Annotated in this window: 13 protein-coding genes; 10 read left to right on the plus strand and 3 right to left on the minus strand. The window is 71.6% G+C overall.

What is annotated here, in order from left to right; translation table 11 throughout:
• Positions 1-7 precede the first annotated feature (7 nt).
• From ASG05_RS11345 to ASG05_RS11360, 4 genes are all read left to right on the plus strand, one after another.
• A complete protein-coding gene (locus ASG05_RS11345; protein ID WP_082486659.1) occupies positions 8-667 on the plus strand; it encodes a nucleotide exchange factor GrpE in 660 nt (219 codons plus the stop codon).
• A gap of 157 nt (positions 668-824) precedes the next feature.
• Positions 825-1,820, plus strand: a complete 996-nt coding sequence (locus tag ASG05_RS11350) for a DnaJ C-terminal domain-containing protein (RefSeq protein ID WP_056260594.1) — start codon at positions 825-827, stop codon at positions 1,818-1,820.
• A gap of 116 nt (positions 1,821-1,936) precedes the next feature.
• Entirely contained in the window at positions 1,937-2,344 is a 408-nt protein-coding gene (locus ASG05_RS11355) for a heat shock protein transcriptional repressor HspR (protein WP_056260595.1), read from the plus strand.
• A 42-nt stretch (positions 2,345-2,386) separates the two neighbouring features.
• Positions 2,387-3,493 (plus strand): methyltransferase, encoded by a 1,107-nt coding sequence (locus tag ASG05_RS11360; RefSeq protein WP_200936810.1) that lies wholly within the window; start codon positions 2,387-2,389, stop codon positions 3,491-3,493.
• A gap of 20 nt (positions 3,494-3,513) precedes the next feature.
• Here the strand turns inward: ASG05_RS11360 and ASG05_RS11365 are convergent, their stop codons facing one another.
• Entirely contained in the window at positions 3,514-3,981 is a 468-nt protein-coding gene (locus tag ASG05_RS11365) for a hypothetical protein (protein WP_056260599.1), read from the minus strand.
• 107 nt (positions 3,982-4,088) lie between these two features.
• Between ASG05_RS11365 and ASG05_RS11375 the strand changes: the two genes are divergently transcribed.
• Positions 4,089-5,555: a right-handed parallel beta-helix repeat-containing protein gene (locus ASG05_RS11375; RefSeq protein ID WP_157490196.1), complete on the plus strand. Its 1,467-nt coding sequence runs from the start codon at positions 4,089-4,091 to the stop codon at positions 5,553-5,555.
• 42 nt (positions 5,556-5,597) lie between these two features.
• Here the strand turns inward: ASG05_RS11375 and ASG05_RS11380 are convergent, their stop codons facing one another.
• Positions 5,598-7,127: a hypothetical protein gene (locus ASG05_RS11380; protein WP_056260604.1), complete on the minus strand. Its 1,530-nt coding sequence runs from the start codon at positions 7,125-7,127 to the stop codon at positions 5,598-5,600.
• Positions 7,128-7,261: 134 nt separating this feature from the next.
• Entirely contained in the window at positions 7,262-7,690 is a 429-nt protein-coding gene (locus tag ASG05_RS11385; protein ID WP_056260606.1) for a DUF3060 domain-containing protein, read from the minus strand.
• A 2,792-nt stretch (positions 7,691-10,482) separates the two neighbouring features.
• Here ASG05_RS11385 and ASG05_RS11400 point away from each other — a divergent pair.
• From ASG05_RS11400 to ASG05_RS11420, 5 genes are all read left to right on the plus strand, one after another.
• Positions 10,483-12,675, plus strand: coding sequence for an ATP-dependent Clp protease ATP-binding subunit (locus ASG05_RS11400; RefSeq protein ID WP_082486662.1), 2,193 nt, complete (start codon positions 10,483-10,485; stop codon positions 12,673-12,675).
• A 58-nt stretch (positions 12,676-12,733) separates the two neighbouring features.
• On the plus strand, positions 12,734-13,837 hold the full coding sequence (gene wecB, locus ASG05_RS11405; RefSeq protein WP_056260612.1) for a non-hydrolyzing UDP-N-acetylglucosamine 2-epimerase: 1,104 nt from the start codon (positions 12,734-12,736) through the stop codon (positions 13,835-13,837).
• A gap of 108 nt (positions 13,838-13,945) precedes the next feature.
• Complete coding sequence (locus ASG05_RS11410) at positions 13,946-15,352, plus strand: polysaccharide biosynthesis tyrosine autokinase (protein ID WP_157490197.1); 1,407 nt, start codon at positions 13,946-13,948, stop codon at positions 15,350-15,352.
• Positions 15,349-16,527 carry a glycosyltransferase gene (locus tag ASG05_RS11415; protein ID WP_056260616.1) on the plus strand — a complete coding sequence of 393 codons (1,179 nt, stop codon included), beginning with the start codon at positions 15,349-15,351 and terminating at the stop codon, positions 16,525-16,527. Before ASG05_RS11410 ends, ASG05_RS11415 begins: the two co-directional genes overlap by 4 nt.
• Positions 16,524-17,378, plus strand: coding sequence for a hypothetical protein (locus ASG05_RS11420; protein ID WP_056260619.1), 855 nt, complete (start codon positions 16,524-16,526; stop codon positions 17,376-17,378). The genes ASG05_RS11415 and ASG05_RS11420 overlap by 4 nt, the downstream gene beginning before the upstream one ends.
• Positions 17,379-17,411 lie beyond the last annotated feature (33 nt).

Below are 17,411 nucleotides of genomic sequence, written 5' to 3' on the forward strand. Positions count from 1 at the left end.
GGTCGGCATGACTGACCAGAACAAGACGCCCGACGACGAGCCGCGTCCCGCGACCCCGTCCGAAGACGGGGGCACGGCCGACGTCGTCGACCCCGACGAGCTCGTCGACGCCGAGGCGCCCGACGTCGAGGTCTCGGCCGACGCCGAGGCCCCGGCCGGGGCCAAGGCGGCCGCCGACGAGATGGCCCAGGCGCCCGAGGGCACCGAGACCCTCAGCGCCGACGACGAGGCCATCCTCGACGCGGCGAGTGCCGACCTCGTGGCCGACATGCGTCAGGACATGCTGCGGGCACAGGCCGAGCTGGTGAACTTCCGGAGGCGCGTCGAGCGTGACCGCGAGGCCAACCGCGAGGCCGTGGTCGCCGAGGTCGTCCGCTCGTTGCTGCCGGCGCTCGACGACCTGGCCCGTGCCGAACAGCACGGTGACCTGGCCGAGGGCCCGATGACCGTCATCGCGCAGAAGATCCGCGGCGGGCTCGACAAGTTCGGCCTGGCGCAGATCGGCGCGAAGGGCGACGTCTTCGACCCGAGCAAGCACGACGCCCTCGTCCAGCTGCCGAGCGCCGACGTCACGGTCAACACCGTGGCCGACGTGATCGAGCCGGGCTACACGATCGGCGACCGGGTCATCCGGGCCGCCAAGGTAGCGGTCCACACCCCGCAGTGACACCCCGGTGACGGGCGGCCCCTTGGCTGCCCGTCACCACCCCCTGCGACGCGAGTCGCGATCGGCGGTGGGCTCCTCGACGAGGTGCCCACCGCCTCCCCCGTTCTCTCCAGGTCGCTGCCGGGCAGCGACCTCCAGTCAAGGAAGGAGGTGCCGCATGGCGAGTCAGGACTGGTTCGACAAGGACTTCTACGCCGTCCTCGGCGTCTCCAAAGACGTCACGCCGGCCGAGCTCAAGAAGGTCTACCGCAAGCTGGCGCGCAAGCACCACCCCGACAGCAACCCGGGCGACGCGGCCAGCGAGGCCAAGTTCAAAGAGATCAGCGAGGCCAACTCGGTGCTCTCCGACCCCGAGCAGCGTCGTGAGTACGACCAGGTCCGCGCGATGGGCAACGGTGCCCGCTTCACGGCCGGCAGCGGCGGCCCCGGAGGCGCGGGTGGCGGTTTCGAGGACGTCTTCGGCGGCATGTTCAACCAGGGCGGCCAGCGCACGCAGTTCCGCCAGGGCGGCGGAGGCGGCTTCGACGACATCTTCGGCGGCATGTTCGGCGGTGGCGGCTTCGGTCAGACCAACGGCGGCTACCGCGGCTTCGGCGGGCCCTCGAAGGGACGCGACATGACGGCCAGCACGACCCTCGACTTCCAGACCGCGATCGTCGGCGAGACCATCACGTTGCAGGCCTCGAACGGCAAGCCGATGAAGGTCCGCATCCCCGCGGGCGTCCACGACGGCCAGAAGATCAAGTTGCGCGGTCGGGGCGAGCAGAGCCCCGACGGCGGCGAGGCCGGCGACATGGTGCTGACCGTCGCGGTCCGCAAGCACCCGGTCTTCGAGCTCGACGGCAAGAACCTGCGGCTCGACGTGCCCGTCACCTTCGCCGAGGCCACCCTCGGGGCGACCATCGAGGTGCCCACCCTCGGCGGCGACCCGGTCCGCCTGCGCGTCGCACCGGGCACCCCGTCCGGTCGCGTGCTGCGCGTCAAGGGCCGCGGCGTCCACGCGAAAGATGGTGTCGGCGACCTGCTCGCCACCGTCCAGGTGGCCGTGCCCGCCCACCTCAACGACAAGGCGCGCGAGGCCGTCGAGGCGCTCGCCGCGGCCCTGCCCGCCGAGAACCCCCGCGACGACCTGATCGCCCGCGCCCGGGCCTGACACCGCCCCGGGCCCGACGGCCCGGGCCGGATCGCTCGAACCCGACGTCGCTCGCGCGTCGGCCGACACCGCCGAAGGAGCAGCCGATGGACCGCTCGCAACCGCACGACGCACCGATGGACGAGGACTCCCCGCTGTTCGCCATCGCGGCGGCGTCCGAGTTGTCCGGTCTGCACGCCCAGACGTTGCGCCAGTACGACCGGCTCGGCCTCGTCGTGCCGCAGCGCACCGCCGGCAAGTCGCGTCGGTACTCGATGCGCGACGTCGTGCAGCTGCGCGAGATCGCACGGCTGGGCGGCGAGGGCGTGTCGCTCGAGGGCATCCGGCGCGTCCTCGAACTCGAGAACCAGGTGACCTCGCTGCAGAAACGGGTCCGCGAACTCGAGCGGGCCCTGGCCGACGAGCTGGTCAACCGACCCGGCGCCCGGGTCTTCGCCGCGGGCGAGAGCGGGGTCGTCCCGCTCAAGCACGGCACGCGCCCCACGCGCCAGACGTCCGTCGTCGTGTGGCGGCCGCTGCGCTGACGCGTGCGTGGCCGTGGGGTCGACGACCGCTAGCGTGGCCTGGTGATCGACTTCGACCGGCTCCGCCGACGGCCCGACGTCGAGGCTCCCGAGCTCGTGGCGCACGACGCCACCGACCGCCTGCTGCTCGACGTGGCCGAGGAGGCGCTGGTCGCCCACCCTGGGCACGTCACCGTCGTCGGCGACCGCCACGGTGCCCTGACGCTCGGGGCGGCCACCCTGGTCGGCGAGCACGAACTGCGCGTCCACCAGGACTCGTACTCGGGCGAGCTCGCCCTGGCCGCCAACGCTCGCGCCCTCGGCAGCCCGGCCCGGTGGGCGTCGCTCGACCTCGAACCGTCCCTGGTCGAGGGCGCTCGCGTGGTGCTGGTCCAACTGCCCCGGGGGCTCGACGCCCTCGACGAGATCGCCCAGCTCGTCGCCTCCCACGCCCACCCCGACGTGCAGGTGTTCGCCGGGGGCCGGGTGAAGCACATGACCCTCGCGATGAACGACGTCCTCGGGCGCCACTTCACCGAGGTGCGCGCGGGCCGCGCCCACCGGAAGTCCCGTGTGCTGACGGCCGCCGGTCCGGCCGCGGGCCCCTCGAGGTGGCCCCGACGCGAACCGCACGGCGACCTCGTCGTGGTCGCCCGGGCCGCCGCCTTCGCGGGGCCGACCGTCGACGTCGGCACGCGGTTGTTGCTCGACACGCTGGCGTCGGCCCCGGTCGAGGCGGAGCGCGTGGTCGACCTCGGCTGCGGCACCGGGGTGCTCGCAGCGTCGTACGCCCTCGACCACCCGGCAGCCGTGGTGGTCGCGACCGACCAGTCGTCCGCGGCCGTGGCGTCGGCGCGGGCGACGGTCGAGGCCTCCGGCGTAGCCGACCGGGTGAGCGTCCTCCGTGACGACGCCGGAGGCTCGCTGCCCCGAGGGTCCGCCGACCTCGTGCTGCTCAACCCACCGTTCCACATCGGGGCCGCGGTGCACACGGGCATCTCGCACAAGCTCTTCACCGCCGCTGCCCGCCTGCTGCGGCCCGGGGGTGAGCTCTGGTGCGTGTGGAACAGCCACCTCGCCCACCGGCCGGCGCTCGAGCGGATCGTCGGGCCGACCCGCCAGGTCGCCCGCGACCGGGTCTTCACCGTCACGGTGTCCACCAGGCGTTGAGCGGCTGACTCCGACGGGTGTCAGTCGAGACGCAGCGACGCCTCGACGAACGACAGCAGCGCGAGCGCGTAGGCGTCGTCGGCGGCTCCGGCCAGGTGGCTCGTGAGGTCCGATCCGGCGGGGCTGCCGGGAGCCCGGGTGCGGACCTCGTAGGCGACGGTCTCGTCGTCACCCGCGCCTCCGGGGCCCGCGGCGTGGCGACGGACCAGCGACTCGAACGACCGGCCGAGCAGGTCGCGCAGTTGGTCCTCGCGGGGCAGCCAGAGGGCGTCGGTTGCGGCGACCGAGTCGAGCGCCCATTCGGTCGTGCCGTTGAAGCCGAGCACCGTGCCCGTCGGGTAGTCGTGGGCCTCGACCGTCATGTCGCTGATGGTGAAGACCTCGGCCGAGTCGAAGTCGCCCTGCTCGATGGTGAACCGGTCGCCGGGGCGGGGGTGCCAGCGGAGTCCGGCATCGCGGAGGCGGCGGGCGAGGTCGACGTCGATCATCACGCCATTATGCCCACGCATCGATTCGGAGCCTCCAGGTGTTAGTGTCGGCCTAATAAACCGAACGATCGTCATATTAATATGGCGTCTGATCCTGGAGGAAACACGTGCGAACGACGTATCACCATCCGGCGTCCACCACCGGCTCACCCCGCGGCACCACGGGCCGCCGGACCTTCCTGGCGGCGGCGCTCGCATCGGCCGGTGCGGGCGCGGTCGGGTTCTCGCGGGCGGCTGCGGACCCGACCGCTGCGGCGGCCGCGCCGGCGTCGGCGACCTCCGCCGCGCCTCCCGGGTTGACCGTGGTCGTGTCGTCGTCGGCGTACGCGACCGTGCACGAGGCGTTGCGTGCGGTGCCGACGTCGGGCACCCTGCTGGTCGACAGGTCCGAGCGGGTGGCCCGGCCGCTCGTCGTCGACCGGTCGATGACCGTGCTCTTCGCCCCCGGCGCCACGCTCACCTCGACCGTGCACGCGACGCTGGTCGACGTGCGGGCCTCCGACGTCCGGATCGTCGACGCCGTCCTCGTGGGGGCGGGGGCGTCTGCGGCCGGCGCGGGCCGTGCGGTCGTGGCGACGGGCACGGCCGCGTCGCCGCTCGAGCGGGTGTCGATCGAGGCGTGTCGCATCACCGGTTTCTCGCACGACGGGGTCCTCGCGAGCAACGTGGTCGGCCTCGAGGTGGTCGAGTGCTCGATCTCGGACGTCGGCTACGCGGGCGTGTTGCTCATCTCGTGCCTCGACAGCGTCGTCCGGGGCAACGCCGTCACCGACGTCCGTCAGTCGGCGGGCTACGTCAACTCGTACGGCATCGCCGTCACCCGGGACGAGTCGCGCTCGCTGGCCGACTCGCCGCGCTCGGCCCGGGTCACCGTCGACGGGAACACGGTGACCCGTGTGCTGCACTGGGAGGGCATCGACACCCATGCCGGCGAGTCGATCGTCGTGCGTGACAACCGGGTCACCGGGTGCTCGGTCGGCATCGCGATCGTGCCGTGCCAGGACGAGTCCCGCGGGCAGTACGTGTACGCCCCGACCGACGTGGTGGTGACCGGCAACCACGTCGAACGGGGTGAGGCCACCCGCCCCGGCTCGGGCATCGTCGTCAAGGGCGCCGGGTCGACGGTGGGGTCGACCAGCGAGCGTGCCACCGCCGTGGTCGAGGGCAACGCCGTCGTCGGCATGGGCGGTGGCACGCGCGAGGCCGGCATCTTGCTGTACCTGACCCGCGACGTCGTGGTGCGGGGCAACGTGCTCCAGGCCTGCGAGCAACGCGGCATCGCGCTCTACCACTCGAACGACAGGACGACGGTGGTGCGGAACCGGGTCGTCGGGCTCGTGCTCTCGCCCGGATCACCGATCGGTGCGGCGATCGAGCTGACCAGCACGGCGAACACCGGCACCCTGCTCGCCAACACGTTCGAGGTGGGTGCAGTCGCACCGTCGCCCGTGAGAGGGGTCTCGGTGCCCGGCGCCGGCAACGTGCTCGACCTGGTGCGGAACGACTGGTCGGCGACGACCCTGGCGGTCTACGGCAGGTCGAGCACGATCACGCGCTTCGCCGACGGCCCGTGACGGGGCCACCGAGCCGCCGGCGTCGAGCCGCCGACGCCTGGTTCAGGGGCGCGGGGCGAAGGCTCCGAAGTCGACGCGGCGTTCGGGCTGGCCGGGGGTGGCCTCGATGAACGTGAGGTAGTAGGTCGACGGCGCGTAGAGCGGGTGGCTGAGGGCCCACCTGCCGGTGCTCGAGACGCGGACCGGGCCGGTGATCGGAGTGCCCCACTTGTTCTGCATCCGGACGGAAGCCCGGGGGTCGCCGGTGCCCGCGAACGTCACGGTGCGGCCCGAGGTGAAGCCGGCGGCGCGGTCGGGGCTCGTCACCGCGAAGGCGGGACGGGCGGTCTCGGGCGTGATCACGAAGGGCCCCGACGTGGCCGAGAGGTCGCCCAGCTGCTGGGTGACGTAGAGCGTGTAGACGCTCGGGGCGACGAGGATGCGGGTGTACTGCCAGGCGCCGGTCACGGGGTCGGTCGGGATGCCCTGGGCGATCGGCGTCTGCCAGGCGTTCGTCAGGGCGACGGTCGCGCCGGGGGTCGCCCGGCCCGTGATCGTGGTCGGCCGCCCCGAGACGTAGGTCGTGGGGCCCGTGATCGTGCCGGGCAGGAGGGTGGGTGGCTCGGGGGCCTCGGCGTGGTTCACGGTGACGGTGTCGGTCGTCCGGTTGCCTCCCCGGCCGAGTTGCACGATCTCGAGCTCGTGGACGGCGTCGTCGAGTGGTGTGGTGGTCAGTCGCCAGGTGCCCGACGCCAGGACCGTCGCCGCAGGGGCGAGCCACGTGGCCGAGCCCTTCTCCCGGACGCGCACCTCGCCCCGCGGCACGCCGACGCCGACGAGGGCGACCGGCCCGCCCGGGTGGGGTGCCCCGTCGACCGGCTGGGTGACCTCGACGGCTCGACCGTAGTCGAGGGTGACCGGGGCGTGGTCGATGCCCTCGCCGTCGAGGGATTGTCGGACGTCGTAGGTCGCGGGCCCGCCGGCGTCGGGGGCGAGCACGTCGGCCTCGAACGCGCCGTCGTCGGCGGCGTCTGTCGCCCCGACGACGTGGTTCGCGGAGTCGACCACCTCGACCCGGGCGTGAGGCGTGGCGGTGCCCACGACCTGAGCCCGTCGGGTGCGGTCGTCGGGGAAGCGACCGGAGGCCTGGAGGCGCTGACCGACGAAGACGTCGAGCGTGGACTCGTCGACCAACGTCTCGGCGACGTACTCGGCGAGGGTGATCGTCGTCGGACCGAGGCGGACACCGGTGACCTCGGCCCGCCACGCGCCGGTGCCGTCCGCTTCGACCTCGAAGAGATCGTCGACGACCACGGTTGCCCGGGGGGTGGATCGGCCGACGAGGAGGACCGTCCGTCGATCGACGTCGACGGTGGCTTCGGCCGAGAGTGCCCTGGGGTCGACCGTGTGGTCGGGTGAGGGGGTCGTGTCCGCCGTCGGGTCGGCCGCTTCGGGTGCAGGTGCCTCGGTGGCGACGGGTGGGGGCGTCCCGCCGACCGGGTCGGGTTCGCCGGCGACGGCGGGCCCGCCCATGAGGGTGGCCGTGACGGCGATCGCGGTCAGGGCAGTGGCGCGGCGGAACTGGGCAGTCATGGAAGTCCTCTCTGCAGCGGCATGCGCAAGGAAACGCACTCGTCATTAATAGCAGATGAGATGTTCTACGTCACGGGGGAGATGCGGGAGGCGCCCCGCGGCGGTGTTCGCGGGGCGCCTCCTGGGTGACGCGTTCAGCCGGTGGTGACGGTGTTGCCCTCACCCTCGGTGTTGACGGCGACCTCGTGGGTGCCGTCGTGGGTGACGGTGTTGTCGTCGCCCTCGAGGTCGACCTGTTCGACGGCCCCGGCGTGGACGGTGACGTCGTTGCCCATCACGACGACGACTCGCGCGTCGCCGGTGGTGAGGGTGCCGCCGTCGCCCTGGACCACGACGGTGTCACAGCCGTCGGGCAGGGTCTTCTCGTCGTCCTCGCCGTCGCCGAAGGTCATCCAGGCGAAGCCGTCGACGCAGGTGTTCTCGCGGGCTTCGGCCTCGGCGACGTCGTGGCTGTCGGCGGTCGGGCTCGGGGAGGGAGTGGAGGTGCCCTGGGTGCAGCCGGCGAGGCCCGTGGTCAGGGTCGCGGCGAGGGCCAGGGTCAGCAGGAGCGGTTTCTTGGTCATGGTGTCCTCGGATCGGGGTCGTGGAGCGGATCGGGGGGGGTGTCGGCCCGGATGCGCGGGAGCAGGGCCCTCGGGGTGGTGCCGGGGTGGATCGTCGCGAGACGGTCCACCCCGGCACCGGGTGTCGGCCGGTGTTCGCCGGTCGCGGGTGTGACGCGGCGGTGTCAGCCGGGGCGGGATGTCAGGCGCGGGGCTTGAAGCCCTCGACCTTCGCGACGGCTTCGCCGGTCTGGCCCTTGTCCTGGATGAAGTTCAGGTTCCAGGTCGAGGTGCCCATGTTGGAGCGGGTCCAGGACCAGGTGCCGTCGGCCTTCACGGTGATGGTGGCGATCGCGACGTCGTTCTTGTTCTCGATGTTGATGGTCTTGCCCGGGGTGCCCTTGCCCTCGAAGGTGAAGGGGGCGTTCGCGGTGTAGCCGTCGGCGACGTTCGCGGGGTTCGTGACGGTGACCACGGGGGCAGGGGCGGCGTTGGGCTTGAAGCCCAACACCTTCGCGACGGCCTCGGTGGCCTGGCCCTTGTCCTGGATGAAGTTCAGGTTCCAGGTCGAGGTGCCCATGTTGACGCGGGTCCAGGACCAGGTGCCGTCCTCCTTCACGGTGATGGTGGCGATCGCGACGCCGTTCTTGTTCTCGATGTTGATGGTCTTGCCCGGGGTGGCCTTGCCCTCGAAGGTGAACGGCGCGTTCGGGGTGTAGCCGTCGGCGACGTTCGCGGGGTTCGTCACGGTGACCNACGGGGGCAGGGGCGGCGTTGGGCTTGAAGCCCGTGACCTTCGCGACGGTCTCGGTGGCCTGGCCCTTGTCCTGGATGAAGTTCAGGTACCAGGTCGAGGTGCCCATGTTGACGCGGGTCCAGGACCAGGTGCCGTCGGCCTTCACCGTGGTGGTGGCGATGGCGCTGCCGTACTTGTTCTCGATGTGGATGGTCTTGCCCTTGGTGCCGGTTCCTTCGAAGGTGAACGGGGCGTTCGGGGTGTAGCCGTCGGCGACGTTCGCGGGGTTCGTCACGGTGACCGCGGGGGCCGGGNGTCGCGTCGGGGTTCAACGTCACCGTGGAGGTCGTGACGTTGTTGCCCTTGCCGGTCTGCGTGACGACGAGGGTGTGCTTGGCGCCGTCGAGGTCGATGTCGTCCAGGCGCCAGGAACCCGAGGCCAGGACGGTGCCGGCCTTGATGATGCCCGTCTTGCCCTGTTCTTGGATGCGGATCTGGGCCAGGGCTTCACCCTTGCCGACGAAGTCCAGTCGGCCACCGGGGTGGATGAGGTCGTCGATCGGTGACTCGATCGACACCGCGGCACCGTAGGCGGCCGTGACGATGATCTCGCCGTTGGCCTCGCCGTCGATCTCTTGGTGGATGCGCAGGTCGGCGTCGCCGCCCTTGCCGGGTGCCGGGATCGAGGTCGACCAGGCGCCGGTGCCGGCTGCGGCGGCGGTGCGGGCGATCTCGGTGCCTTCGACGTCGCGGATCACGACGGTGGCGCCGGGCTCGGCCGTGCCCGAGGCCACGGCCTCCATGCCCAGGTCGGAGGGGAACGACACGGCGCCCCGGACCGGGGCGACGGTCAGCTCGGCCGTGATGAGCAGCTGGCCGGTCGAGTCGCCGCCGACGTACTGCTCGAGTGCGATCTGGTTCGCGCCGAGCTTCAGGCCCTTCTTCTCGAACGACCATTCGCCGGTGACGGGATCGGCCTGGACCTGGTCACGGTTCTGGATCACGACGTAGGCGCCGGGGGTGGCGTAGCCCGAGAGCTTCGCGGTGCGCTTGTGGAGGTCGACCGAGTCGACGTAGCCCGAGAAGATGTCCTCGACCTGGGCGGTCACGGTCGTCTCCTGCTTCATGCTGGTGCCGACGTACTCACCGACGGTGATCTCGTTCGCGCCGGCGGACAAGTCGGTCAGGGTGGCCGACCATTCACCCTTGTCGGAGGTGACGACCTCGACGCCGCCGCTCAGCTTGATGGTCGCGCCGGGCACGGCTTTGCCCGACACCACGGCGCTACGGCGACCGGAGTCCACCGACGCCACTGCTGCCGAGAACGGCAGACCGAAGTGCTCGCCGTTCCAGATCGCCCCGCCACCACCCGAGATCTTCACGTCTCCTGCGTTCCACACCGCGAAGGCGAGGTCGGGGTAGTCAGCCTTGGACTTGCCGATGGGGACTGTGATGCGGCCGTTCGCCCTGGGGATGAACTTGGACGTCCATCCGGCGGGGATGTCGTCGCACTTGCGGAAGACGACATCAGGGTTCGTGCCCGCCGGTGCCGCAAGGCAGTTGCCGAAGACGTCCTTGACCTGGCCCAGCTGGTCGATCTCGGGCATCGTGAAGAGGCGCCCGTCGGCGACTGCCTCGGCGTAGGAGGAATGCCCGACCACCTTCGCCTTGTAGCCGTTCGTGCTGTAGTCACCGGCCTCGATGGTTCGGTACGTGCCCCCTCCTTGCACGATCGGCGCGGCGAGTGCTGCATTCGTCGAGGCGGGCTCGGCGGCCGCCGGGGCCACGCCGAAGCTCAGGCCGGTGACGACCGTGGCTGCGGCGAGCCCGGCCGCGCCGAAGCGGGTCATGGTTTTTCTCATCTGTGGTTGTTCTCTCTTCGGATCGGGGCCACGAAGGCCGCTACATGAGGTGTTGACATATTGTACATCGCATTTAGACGAGCCGCGAACGGGCGTGTGATGCCGCGTTCGTGGCCGGCGGCGGTGCAGGGAGTGGTGCCACGTGCGTCTTGCGGCCTCGCGACCGCGCAGTAGACTTGAGTCACGTCAACTCAAGTTCGAGAAAGGCCTCACCCATGGCGAACCTGCAGGGCGCACCCGCTTCGGACGAGAAGCAGAAGTCCGCGCTCGAGAAGTACGGCGTCGACCTCACGGCGATCGCTCGCAGTGGCAAGCTCGACCCCGTCATCGGCCGAGACGCCGAGATCCGACGCATCAGTCAGGTGCTCACGCGCCGCACCAAGAACAACCCCGTGCTGATCGGCGAGCCCGGCGTCGGCAAGACCGCCGTCGTCGAGGGGCTCGCCCAGCGCATCGTCGAGGGCGACGTCGCCGACAGCCTCAAGGACAAGCGCCTGATCAGCCTCGACCTCGCCGCCCTCGTCGCAGGTGCCAAGTACCGCGGAGAGTTCGAAGAGCGCCTGAAAGACGTGCTCAAAGAGATCACCAAGAGCGACGGCCAGGTCATCACCTTCATCGACGAGCTGCACACGTTGATGGGTGCGGGTGGTGGAGAGGGCTCGGTCGCGGCGTCGAACATGCTCAAGCCCATGCTCGCCCGGGGCGAGCTGCGCCTGATCGGCGCCACCACCCTCGACGAGTACCGCCAGTACATCGAGAAGGACGCCGCTCTCGAGCGGCGGTTCCAACAGGTCTACGTCGGCGAACCCAGCGTCGAGGACACGGTCGCGATCCTCCGCGGCCTCAAAGAACGGTACGAGGCGCACCACGGGGTGACGATCACCGACGGCGCCCTGGTGGCCGCCGCCTCCTTGTCGAACCGGTACATCCCGAGCCGTCAGCTGCCCGACAAGGCCATCGACCTCGTCGACGAGGCGGGCAGTCGCCTCAAGATGGAGATCGACTCGTCGCCCGTCGAGCTCGACCAGCTCTACCGCGGTCTCGTCCGGCTGCAGATCGAAGAGCTCGCCCTCAAGAAGGAGAAGGACGACGCATCGCAGGCCCGCCTGGCCACCCTGCGCGAGACCATCGCCGAGCGGCAGGCGGCCTACGACACCCTCGACGCCCGGTGGCAGGCCGAGAAGGCTGCGCTGCAAGGCGTCGGCACCCTGCGCAGTGACCTCAACGAGGCCCGCATCGACGCCGACCGTGCCCTGCGCGAGGGGCGCTACGAAGACGCCGCGCGAATCAGCTACGAGCGCATCCCCGACATCGAACGCCGCCTCGCCGAGGCCGAGTCGTTCGAGAAGAGCGACGACCGTCTCGTCAGCGACTCGGTCACCGACTCCGACATCGCCGAGGTCGTCGCCGCCTGGACCGGCATCCCGGTCGGTCGACTGCTCAGCGGCGAGACCGAGAAGCTGCTGCACCTCGAGAGCGAACTCGGGAGGCGCCTCATCGGTCAGAAGGCGGCCGTCCGGGCCGTCTCCGAAGCGGTCCGACGCACCCGCGCGGGCATCAGCGACCCCGACCGCCCGACGGGTTCGTTCCTCTTCCTGGGGCCGACCGGCGTGGGCAAGACCGAGCTCGCCAAGGCCCTCGCCGACTTCCTCTTCGACGACGAGAAGGCCCTCGTCCGCATCGACATGAGCGAGTACGGCGAGAAGCACAGCGTGTCCCGCCTCGTGGGCGCGCCTCCCGGCTACGTGGGCTACGAGGCCGGCGGCCAGCTGACCGAGGCGGTGCGCCGCCGTCCCTACAGCGTGGTTCTGCTCGACGAGGTCGAGAAAGCCCACCCTGAGGTGTTCGACGTGCTGCTCCAGGTGCTCGACGACGGCCGCCTCACCGACGGCCAGGGGCGGACGGTCGACTTCCGCAACACGATCCTGGTGCTCACCTCGAACCTCGGCTCGCAGGTCATCACCGACCCGACGCTGAGCGACCCCGAGAAAGAAGACCTCGTGCAGGGGCTCGTCCGCCAGGCGTTCAAGCCCGAGTTCGTCAACCGGCTCGACGACATCGTGGTGTTCTCGACGCTGACGGCCGACGACCTCGGCCAGATCGTCTCGCTCTACGTCGACCGGCTCGGCCGCCGCCTGGCCGACCGGCGCCTGTCGCTCGCCGTCACCCCCGACGCCCGGGCGTGGCTCGCCGAGCGCGGCCACGACCCGATCTACGGTGCCCGCCCGCTGCGCCGGCTCATGCAGCGGCAGATCGACGACCGGCTCGCCATGGCGTTGCTCGGTGGCGAGGTCGTCGACGGCGACTCGGTGCGCGTCGACGTCGACCCGTCCGGCGACACGCTGACCGTCGACCGCTTCGACGTCGGCGACGCCGACCCCGCTGATCTCGACGATCTCGAGGCCTGACGCCGCTGCCAAGACCTAAGGCCTGGTCGACTCGGAGTTCCGCATGTAAAATACCAACATGCAGATCATGAGCGTCGTGGGCGCCCGCCCCCAGTTCGTCAAGTTGGCCCCCATGGCCCGAGCGCTGGCCGGTCGGTGCGACCACGTCGTCGTCCACACCGGCCAGCACTACGACACCGCGATGTCGGACGTCTTCTTCGACGAACTCGACATCCCCCGGCCCGACGAGCACCTCGACATCGGCTCGGCTCCCCACGGAGCGCAGACCGGCCGCATGCTCGAGGCCCTCGAAGGCGTGCTCGAGCGTCGTCGCCCCGATGCCGTGCTCGTCTACGGCGACACGAACTCGACGCTGGCCGCGACCCTCGCGGCGGTCAAGCTCGGCATCCCGGTGGCGCACCTCGAAGCGGGGCTGCGGTCCTTCAACCGGTCGATGCCCGAAGAGCACAACCGGGTCATGACCGACCACGCGGCCGACCTCTGCCTCGCTCCCACCGCGGGCGCCGTCGAGCACCTGCGCGCCGAGGGGCTCGGCGACCGAACCGTCCTCGTCGGGGACGTCATGACCGACGTCCTCTACGCGGTGCGCGACCGCGACCGTGACCGCGACCGCGCGGCCCGACCGCAGGAGGCGCGGGTCGCCTCTCCGGCGCCCCTCGCCCCCACGGCTCCCTACGTCCTCGCGACTCTCCACCGCCCCGCCAACACCGACGATCCCGAGCGGCTCGGCGACGTCCTCGACGGGCTCGAGGCGGTGGGGCGATCAGGACGCACCGTGCTGCTGCTCGCGCATCCTCGGTTGCGGGCCCGCGCCTCCGCGTCCGGTGTCGTGCTCGACCGACCGGGCCTCATCGTCGCGCCGCCCGTCGGCTACCCCGAGCTCGTCGACCTGCTCAGCGGCGCGGACGGCGTGGTGACCGACTCGGGTGGTCTGCAGAAAGAGGCCTTCCTGCTGCGGCGCCCGTGCGTCACGGTGCGCAGCGACACCGAGTGGCCCGAGACGGTCACCCTCGGCTGGAACGAGCTGGTCGGCGACCGCCCGGTCGAGATGGCCGACCGGCTGGACGGGCTCGCCTGCCCGCGGACCGACGCGACGCCGTACGGCGACGGGCGGGCGGCGACCCGCGCCGTCGACGCCGTGCTCGCCCGTTTCGCCGGCTGACGCGGGTCACGAAGTCGGCAAACCCGGACGGCCGCTTGTGATACGGCAGGTGCCATCGTAGAATATGAAACATTGCCAGTGTGGCGTCCTACCCGAAAGGCTCGACCCGTGCGTGTGACCGACATCTTCCGAGCCCTGCTCGCCGGGTGGTACCTGCTGCTCATCGGCCTCGTCGTGGGGGGTGGCGCGGGCGTCGCGATCTCGGCGTCGGCCACCCCGACCTACGTGAGCAGCACGAAGCTCTTCGTCGCCGTGCGCGGCCAGGCCGACACCACCGCGATGGAGATCGCGTCCGGCTCGAACGCGGCCCAGCAGAAGATCAAGACCTACACCTCCCTCGTCACGACGCCGCGGGTGCTCGACCCGGTCGTGCGCGACGTGGGCTCGCCGCTGACGCTCGAGTCGCTGGCGGCGGAGGTCTCGGCGAGCTCGCCGACCGCGTCGACGATCATGTCGGTCACCGTGTCCGACGTCGACCCGCGGCGCGCCGCCGAGCTGGCCGACGCGGTCACCGAGAGCCTGCGGTCGGTGGTGACGACCGAGCTCGAGCCCGAGTTCGCGCCCGGGGTGCCCTCGGTCACGATGGAGGTCGTCGAGCCCGCGGCCGTGTCGTCGTCGCCGGCCACCCCGCACACCACCGCGAACGTGGCCCTCGGGCTGGCGCTCGGCCTCGCCGTCGGTGCGCTGGGTGCGTTGCTGCGCACGGTGCTCGACACCAAGGTGCGCGGCCAGGACGACCTCGCCGACGAGCACGACCTGGCCGTGGTCGGTGACATCCCCTTCGACCCCGAGGTGCGGCGCCGCCCTGTCGTCGTCGGCGACGGGGGCGGCAGCATCAACGCAGAGGCCTTCCGCATGCTCCGGACCAACATCCGGTTCCTCGCCTCGGGGGCGTCGGCCCGGACCTTCGCCGTCACCTCCGCGGGGCCGGGCGAGGGCAAGACGACGACGACCGCCAACCTCGCCGTCGCACTCGCCGAGACAGGGCTCCGGGTCGTCATCGTCGATGCCGACATGAGGCGTCCCAACCTGGCCAAGGTGCTCGGCATCGAGGGGGCCGTGGGCCTGTCAGACCTGTTGATCGGCCGGGTCGAACTCGACGACGTGCTCCAGCCGTGGGGCAGCGATGCCCTCGGCGTGCTGCCGGCCGGCGACGTGCCGCCGAACCCGAGCGAGCTGCTCGGTTCCGTGGCGATGAAAGCCCTGCTCGACGACCTCGGCAGCCGCTACGCCGTCGTGCTGATCGACACCCCGCCCCTGCTGTCGGTGACCGACGCGGTGCTCCTCAGCGAGATGGTCACGAGCATGCTGCTCGTCGTCGCCTCGGGGCGCACGCAGCGCACCCACGTCAAGAAGGCCCTCGAGCGGCTCGACGCGGTGGGTGAGACCCCCCGCGCGGCAGTCCTCTCGATGAGCCCCCGCCGCCGATCCGACACGCGCTACCAGTACTACGGCGAGGCCTCGGGGGCTCCTCGAGGACTACGCCGGCTCATCCGATCGAAGGGAAGATCATGACCACGCCACGACCCGACATCGCGCACGTCTCGAGCGCTCACGCCTGGACCGACAACCGCGTCCATCTGCGTGAGGCGGCCGGTGCCGCGGGGGCGGGCTACCGCGTGCGGCTGATCGCCGTCGAGAGCGACGTCACCGGGGGGTCCACGGGCGTGGACGTCGTGACCATCCCGCGTCGGCCGCGCCTGTCGCGCATGGTGCTCAGCAGCGCCCAGGCCTTGTGGCTGGCGGCTCGCTCGGGTGCCCGAGTCTGTCATCTGCACGATCCCGAGCTGGTCTGGGGCATCCCGCTGTTGCGGCTGGTCGGCCGCCACGTGGTCTACGACGCCCACGAAGACCTGCCCGACCAGGTGAGGTCGAAGCCCTACCTCTCGCCGCTGTCGGCCCCGATCGCCCAGGTCGTCGCCCACGCGGCGGTGCGAGTGGCGGCGACCGCCGACCGCGTCGTGGTCGCCACGGAGACCATCGCCGAGAGGTTCCCGGCGGGCAAGACGGTGCTCGTCCGCAACTACCCCCGGCTGAGGTCGCTCGAGTCGACCGCACCGCCGGCGAGTCGCCGTGATGCGATCGTCACGTTCGTCGGTTCGCTCGACCGCAACCGGGGGTCGGGCGCCCTGGCGAGCCTGGTCCGATCGGCGACGTTCCCCGCCGGGTGGCGCCTCGAGATGGCGGGTTCCGTCGCGGGGCCCGACGCGTCCGACCTGACCGCCCGGCCGCGCACCGACGGGCTTCCGCTCGTGTTCCACGGGCGGATGTCCCCCCAGGCGACGCGCGACCTCCTGCTCTCGGCTCGCGTGGGCCTGGTCACCTTCCAGCCGACGGAGGCCCACCTCAACTCCCTGCCGACCAAGCTCTTCGAGTACATGGCCGCAGGCCTCGCCGTCGTGGTCAGCGACTTCCCGCTCTGGCGCCGACTGCTCGGCGACCTCGACTGCGCGACCTTCGTCGATCCCGGCGACCCCGACGCGATCGCGGTGGCCGTCGCCGCGTACGCCGCCGACCCCGAGTTGCTCGACCGACACGGACGCAATGCTCGTCGGGCCGTCGTCGAGACCTTCTCCTGGGACGGTGAAGAGGCGGCCCTGCTCGCGTTGTACCGAGGCCTCATCGGTGCGCCCGCGCGCGCTGCCGGGGCGGCTCCCCGGCTCGCCGCGAACCAGCGTGATGCGTCATGACCCGCACCCCGTCCGGTGCCGGTCCGGTGTCCACCGCGTCCGACCCGCTGCGCATCCTCGTCGTGTGCACCGGCAACCTCTGCCGATCGCCTCTCTTCGCCGCCCTGCTCGCCGACCGCCTCGGCCGCGACGCTGTCGTCACCAGTCGGGGCACAGGGGCCGTCGCCGGGGCGACCCCACCGGCCGCGGCCGTCCTGGCCGCCCGACGCGTGGGCGTCGAACTGGACGGGCACACCGCCCGATCCCTCGACGACTCCGACATCGACGACGCCGACCTCGTGCTCGTGGCCAGTCGCCGCCACCGCCGTGACGTCGTCCGCCGGTCGCCCCGGGCCGCGACGAGGGTCTTCACGATTCTCGAGTTCGCGCGCTTGGCCGAGGCGCTCGTGGTCCAGCAGGCGGGTCCACCGGAGTCGGTCTCGCCCGACGAGTCGGGGATGGCTCCGGCTCACTCGTCGGCCGTGGGCCTCGGGCACGACGCCTCGGCCGGCGGGGCGCGGCGTGGGGTGCCGGCCACCGACGAGCGGGGTCGTCCGTTCGCTGTCGTCGACGCCGTCGTCCGGTCACGCGGGCTGACGCGTCGGCCGGTGAACCCGGACGACGACGACGTCATCGATCCGATCGGTCGCCGGGCCAGCGTGCACCGACGGGTGTCGAGGCAGCTCGCCGCGGCTGCCGATCTGGTGGGCGGGGCCTTTGCCGCGCCGGGGGCCGACGGTCCCGACCCCGGGTCACGTCCCGTCGCGGCCGTCTCCCACGTGGCAGGCCCTCACCGACGCCCGAGACGGCGACCTGCCCGCGCGCGGGGTGCGGTGGCGTCCCGAGACGGTCACGGGCCAGCGCGTCCCTGACCCTCCCCCCTCCGAGTCGCCCGTCCGAGTCGC

It is taken from the genome of Frigoribacterium sp. Leaf186 (assembly GCF_001423905.1).
In the GTDB taxonomy this organism is placed as follows: domain Bacteria; phylum Actinomycetota; class Actinomycetes; order Actinomycetales; family Microbacteriaceae; genus Frigoribacterium.

Bases quoted from the DNA above. Each gene is read 5' to 3' on its own strand.
- ASG05_RS11345 (WP_082486659.1), top strand. From the start codon at position 8: ATGACTGACCAGAACAAGACGCCCGACGACGAGCCGCGTCCCGCGACC.
- ASG05_RS11350 (WP_056260594.1), top strand. From the start codon at position 825: ATGGCGAGTCAGGACTGGTTCGACAAGGACTTCTACGCCGTCCTCGGC.
- ASG05_RS11355 (WP_056260595.1), top strand. From the start codon at position 1,937: ATGGACGAGGACTCCCCGCTGTTCGCCATCGCGGCGGCGTCCGAGTTG.
- ASG05_RS11365 (WP_056260599.1), bottom strand. From the start codon at position 3,981: ATGATCGACGTCGACCTCGCCCGCCGCCTCCGCGATGCCGGACTCCGC.
- ASG05_RS11380 (WP_056260604.1), bottom strand. From the start codon at position 7,127: ATGACTGCCCAGTTCCGCCGCGCCACTGCCCTGACCGCGATCGCCGTC.
- ASG05_RS11385 (WP_056260606.1), bottom strand. From the start codon at position 7,690: ATGACCAAGAAACCGCTCCTGCTGACCCTGGCCCTCGCCGCGACCCTG.
- ASG05_RS11400 (WP_082486662.1), top strand. From the start codon at position 10,483: ATGGCGAACCTGCAGGGCGCACCCGCTTCGGACGAGAAGCAGAAGTCC.
- wecB (WP_056260612.1), top strand. From the start codon at position 12,734: ATGCAGATCATGAGCGTCGTGGGCGCCCGCCCCCAGTTCGTCAAGTTG.
- ASG05_RS11415 (WP_056260616.1), top strand. From the start codon at position 15,349: ATGACCACGCCACGACCCGACATCGCGCACGTCTCGAGCGCTCACGCC.
- ASG05_RS11420 (WP_056260619.1), top strand. From the start codon at position 16,524: ATGACCCGCACCCCGTCCGGTGCCGGTCCGGTGTCCACCGCGTCCGAC.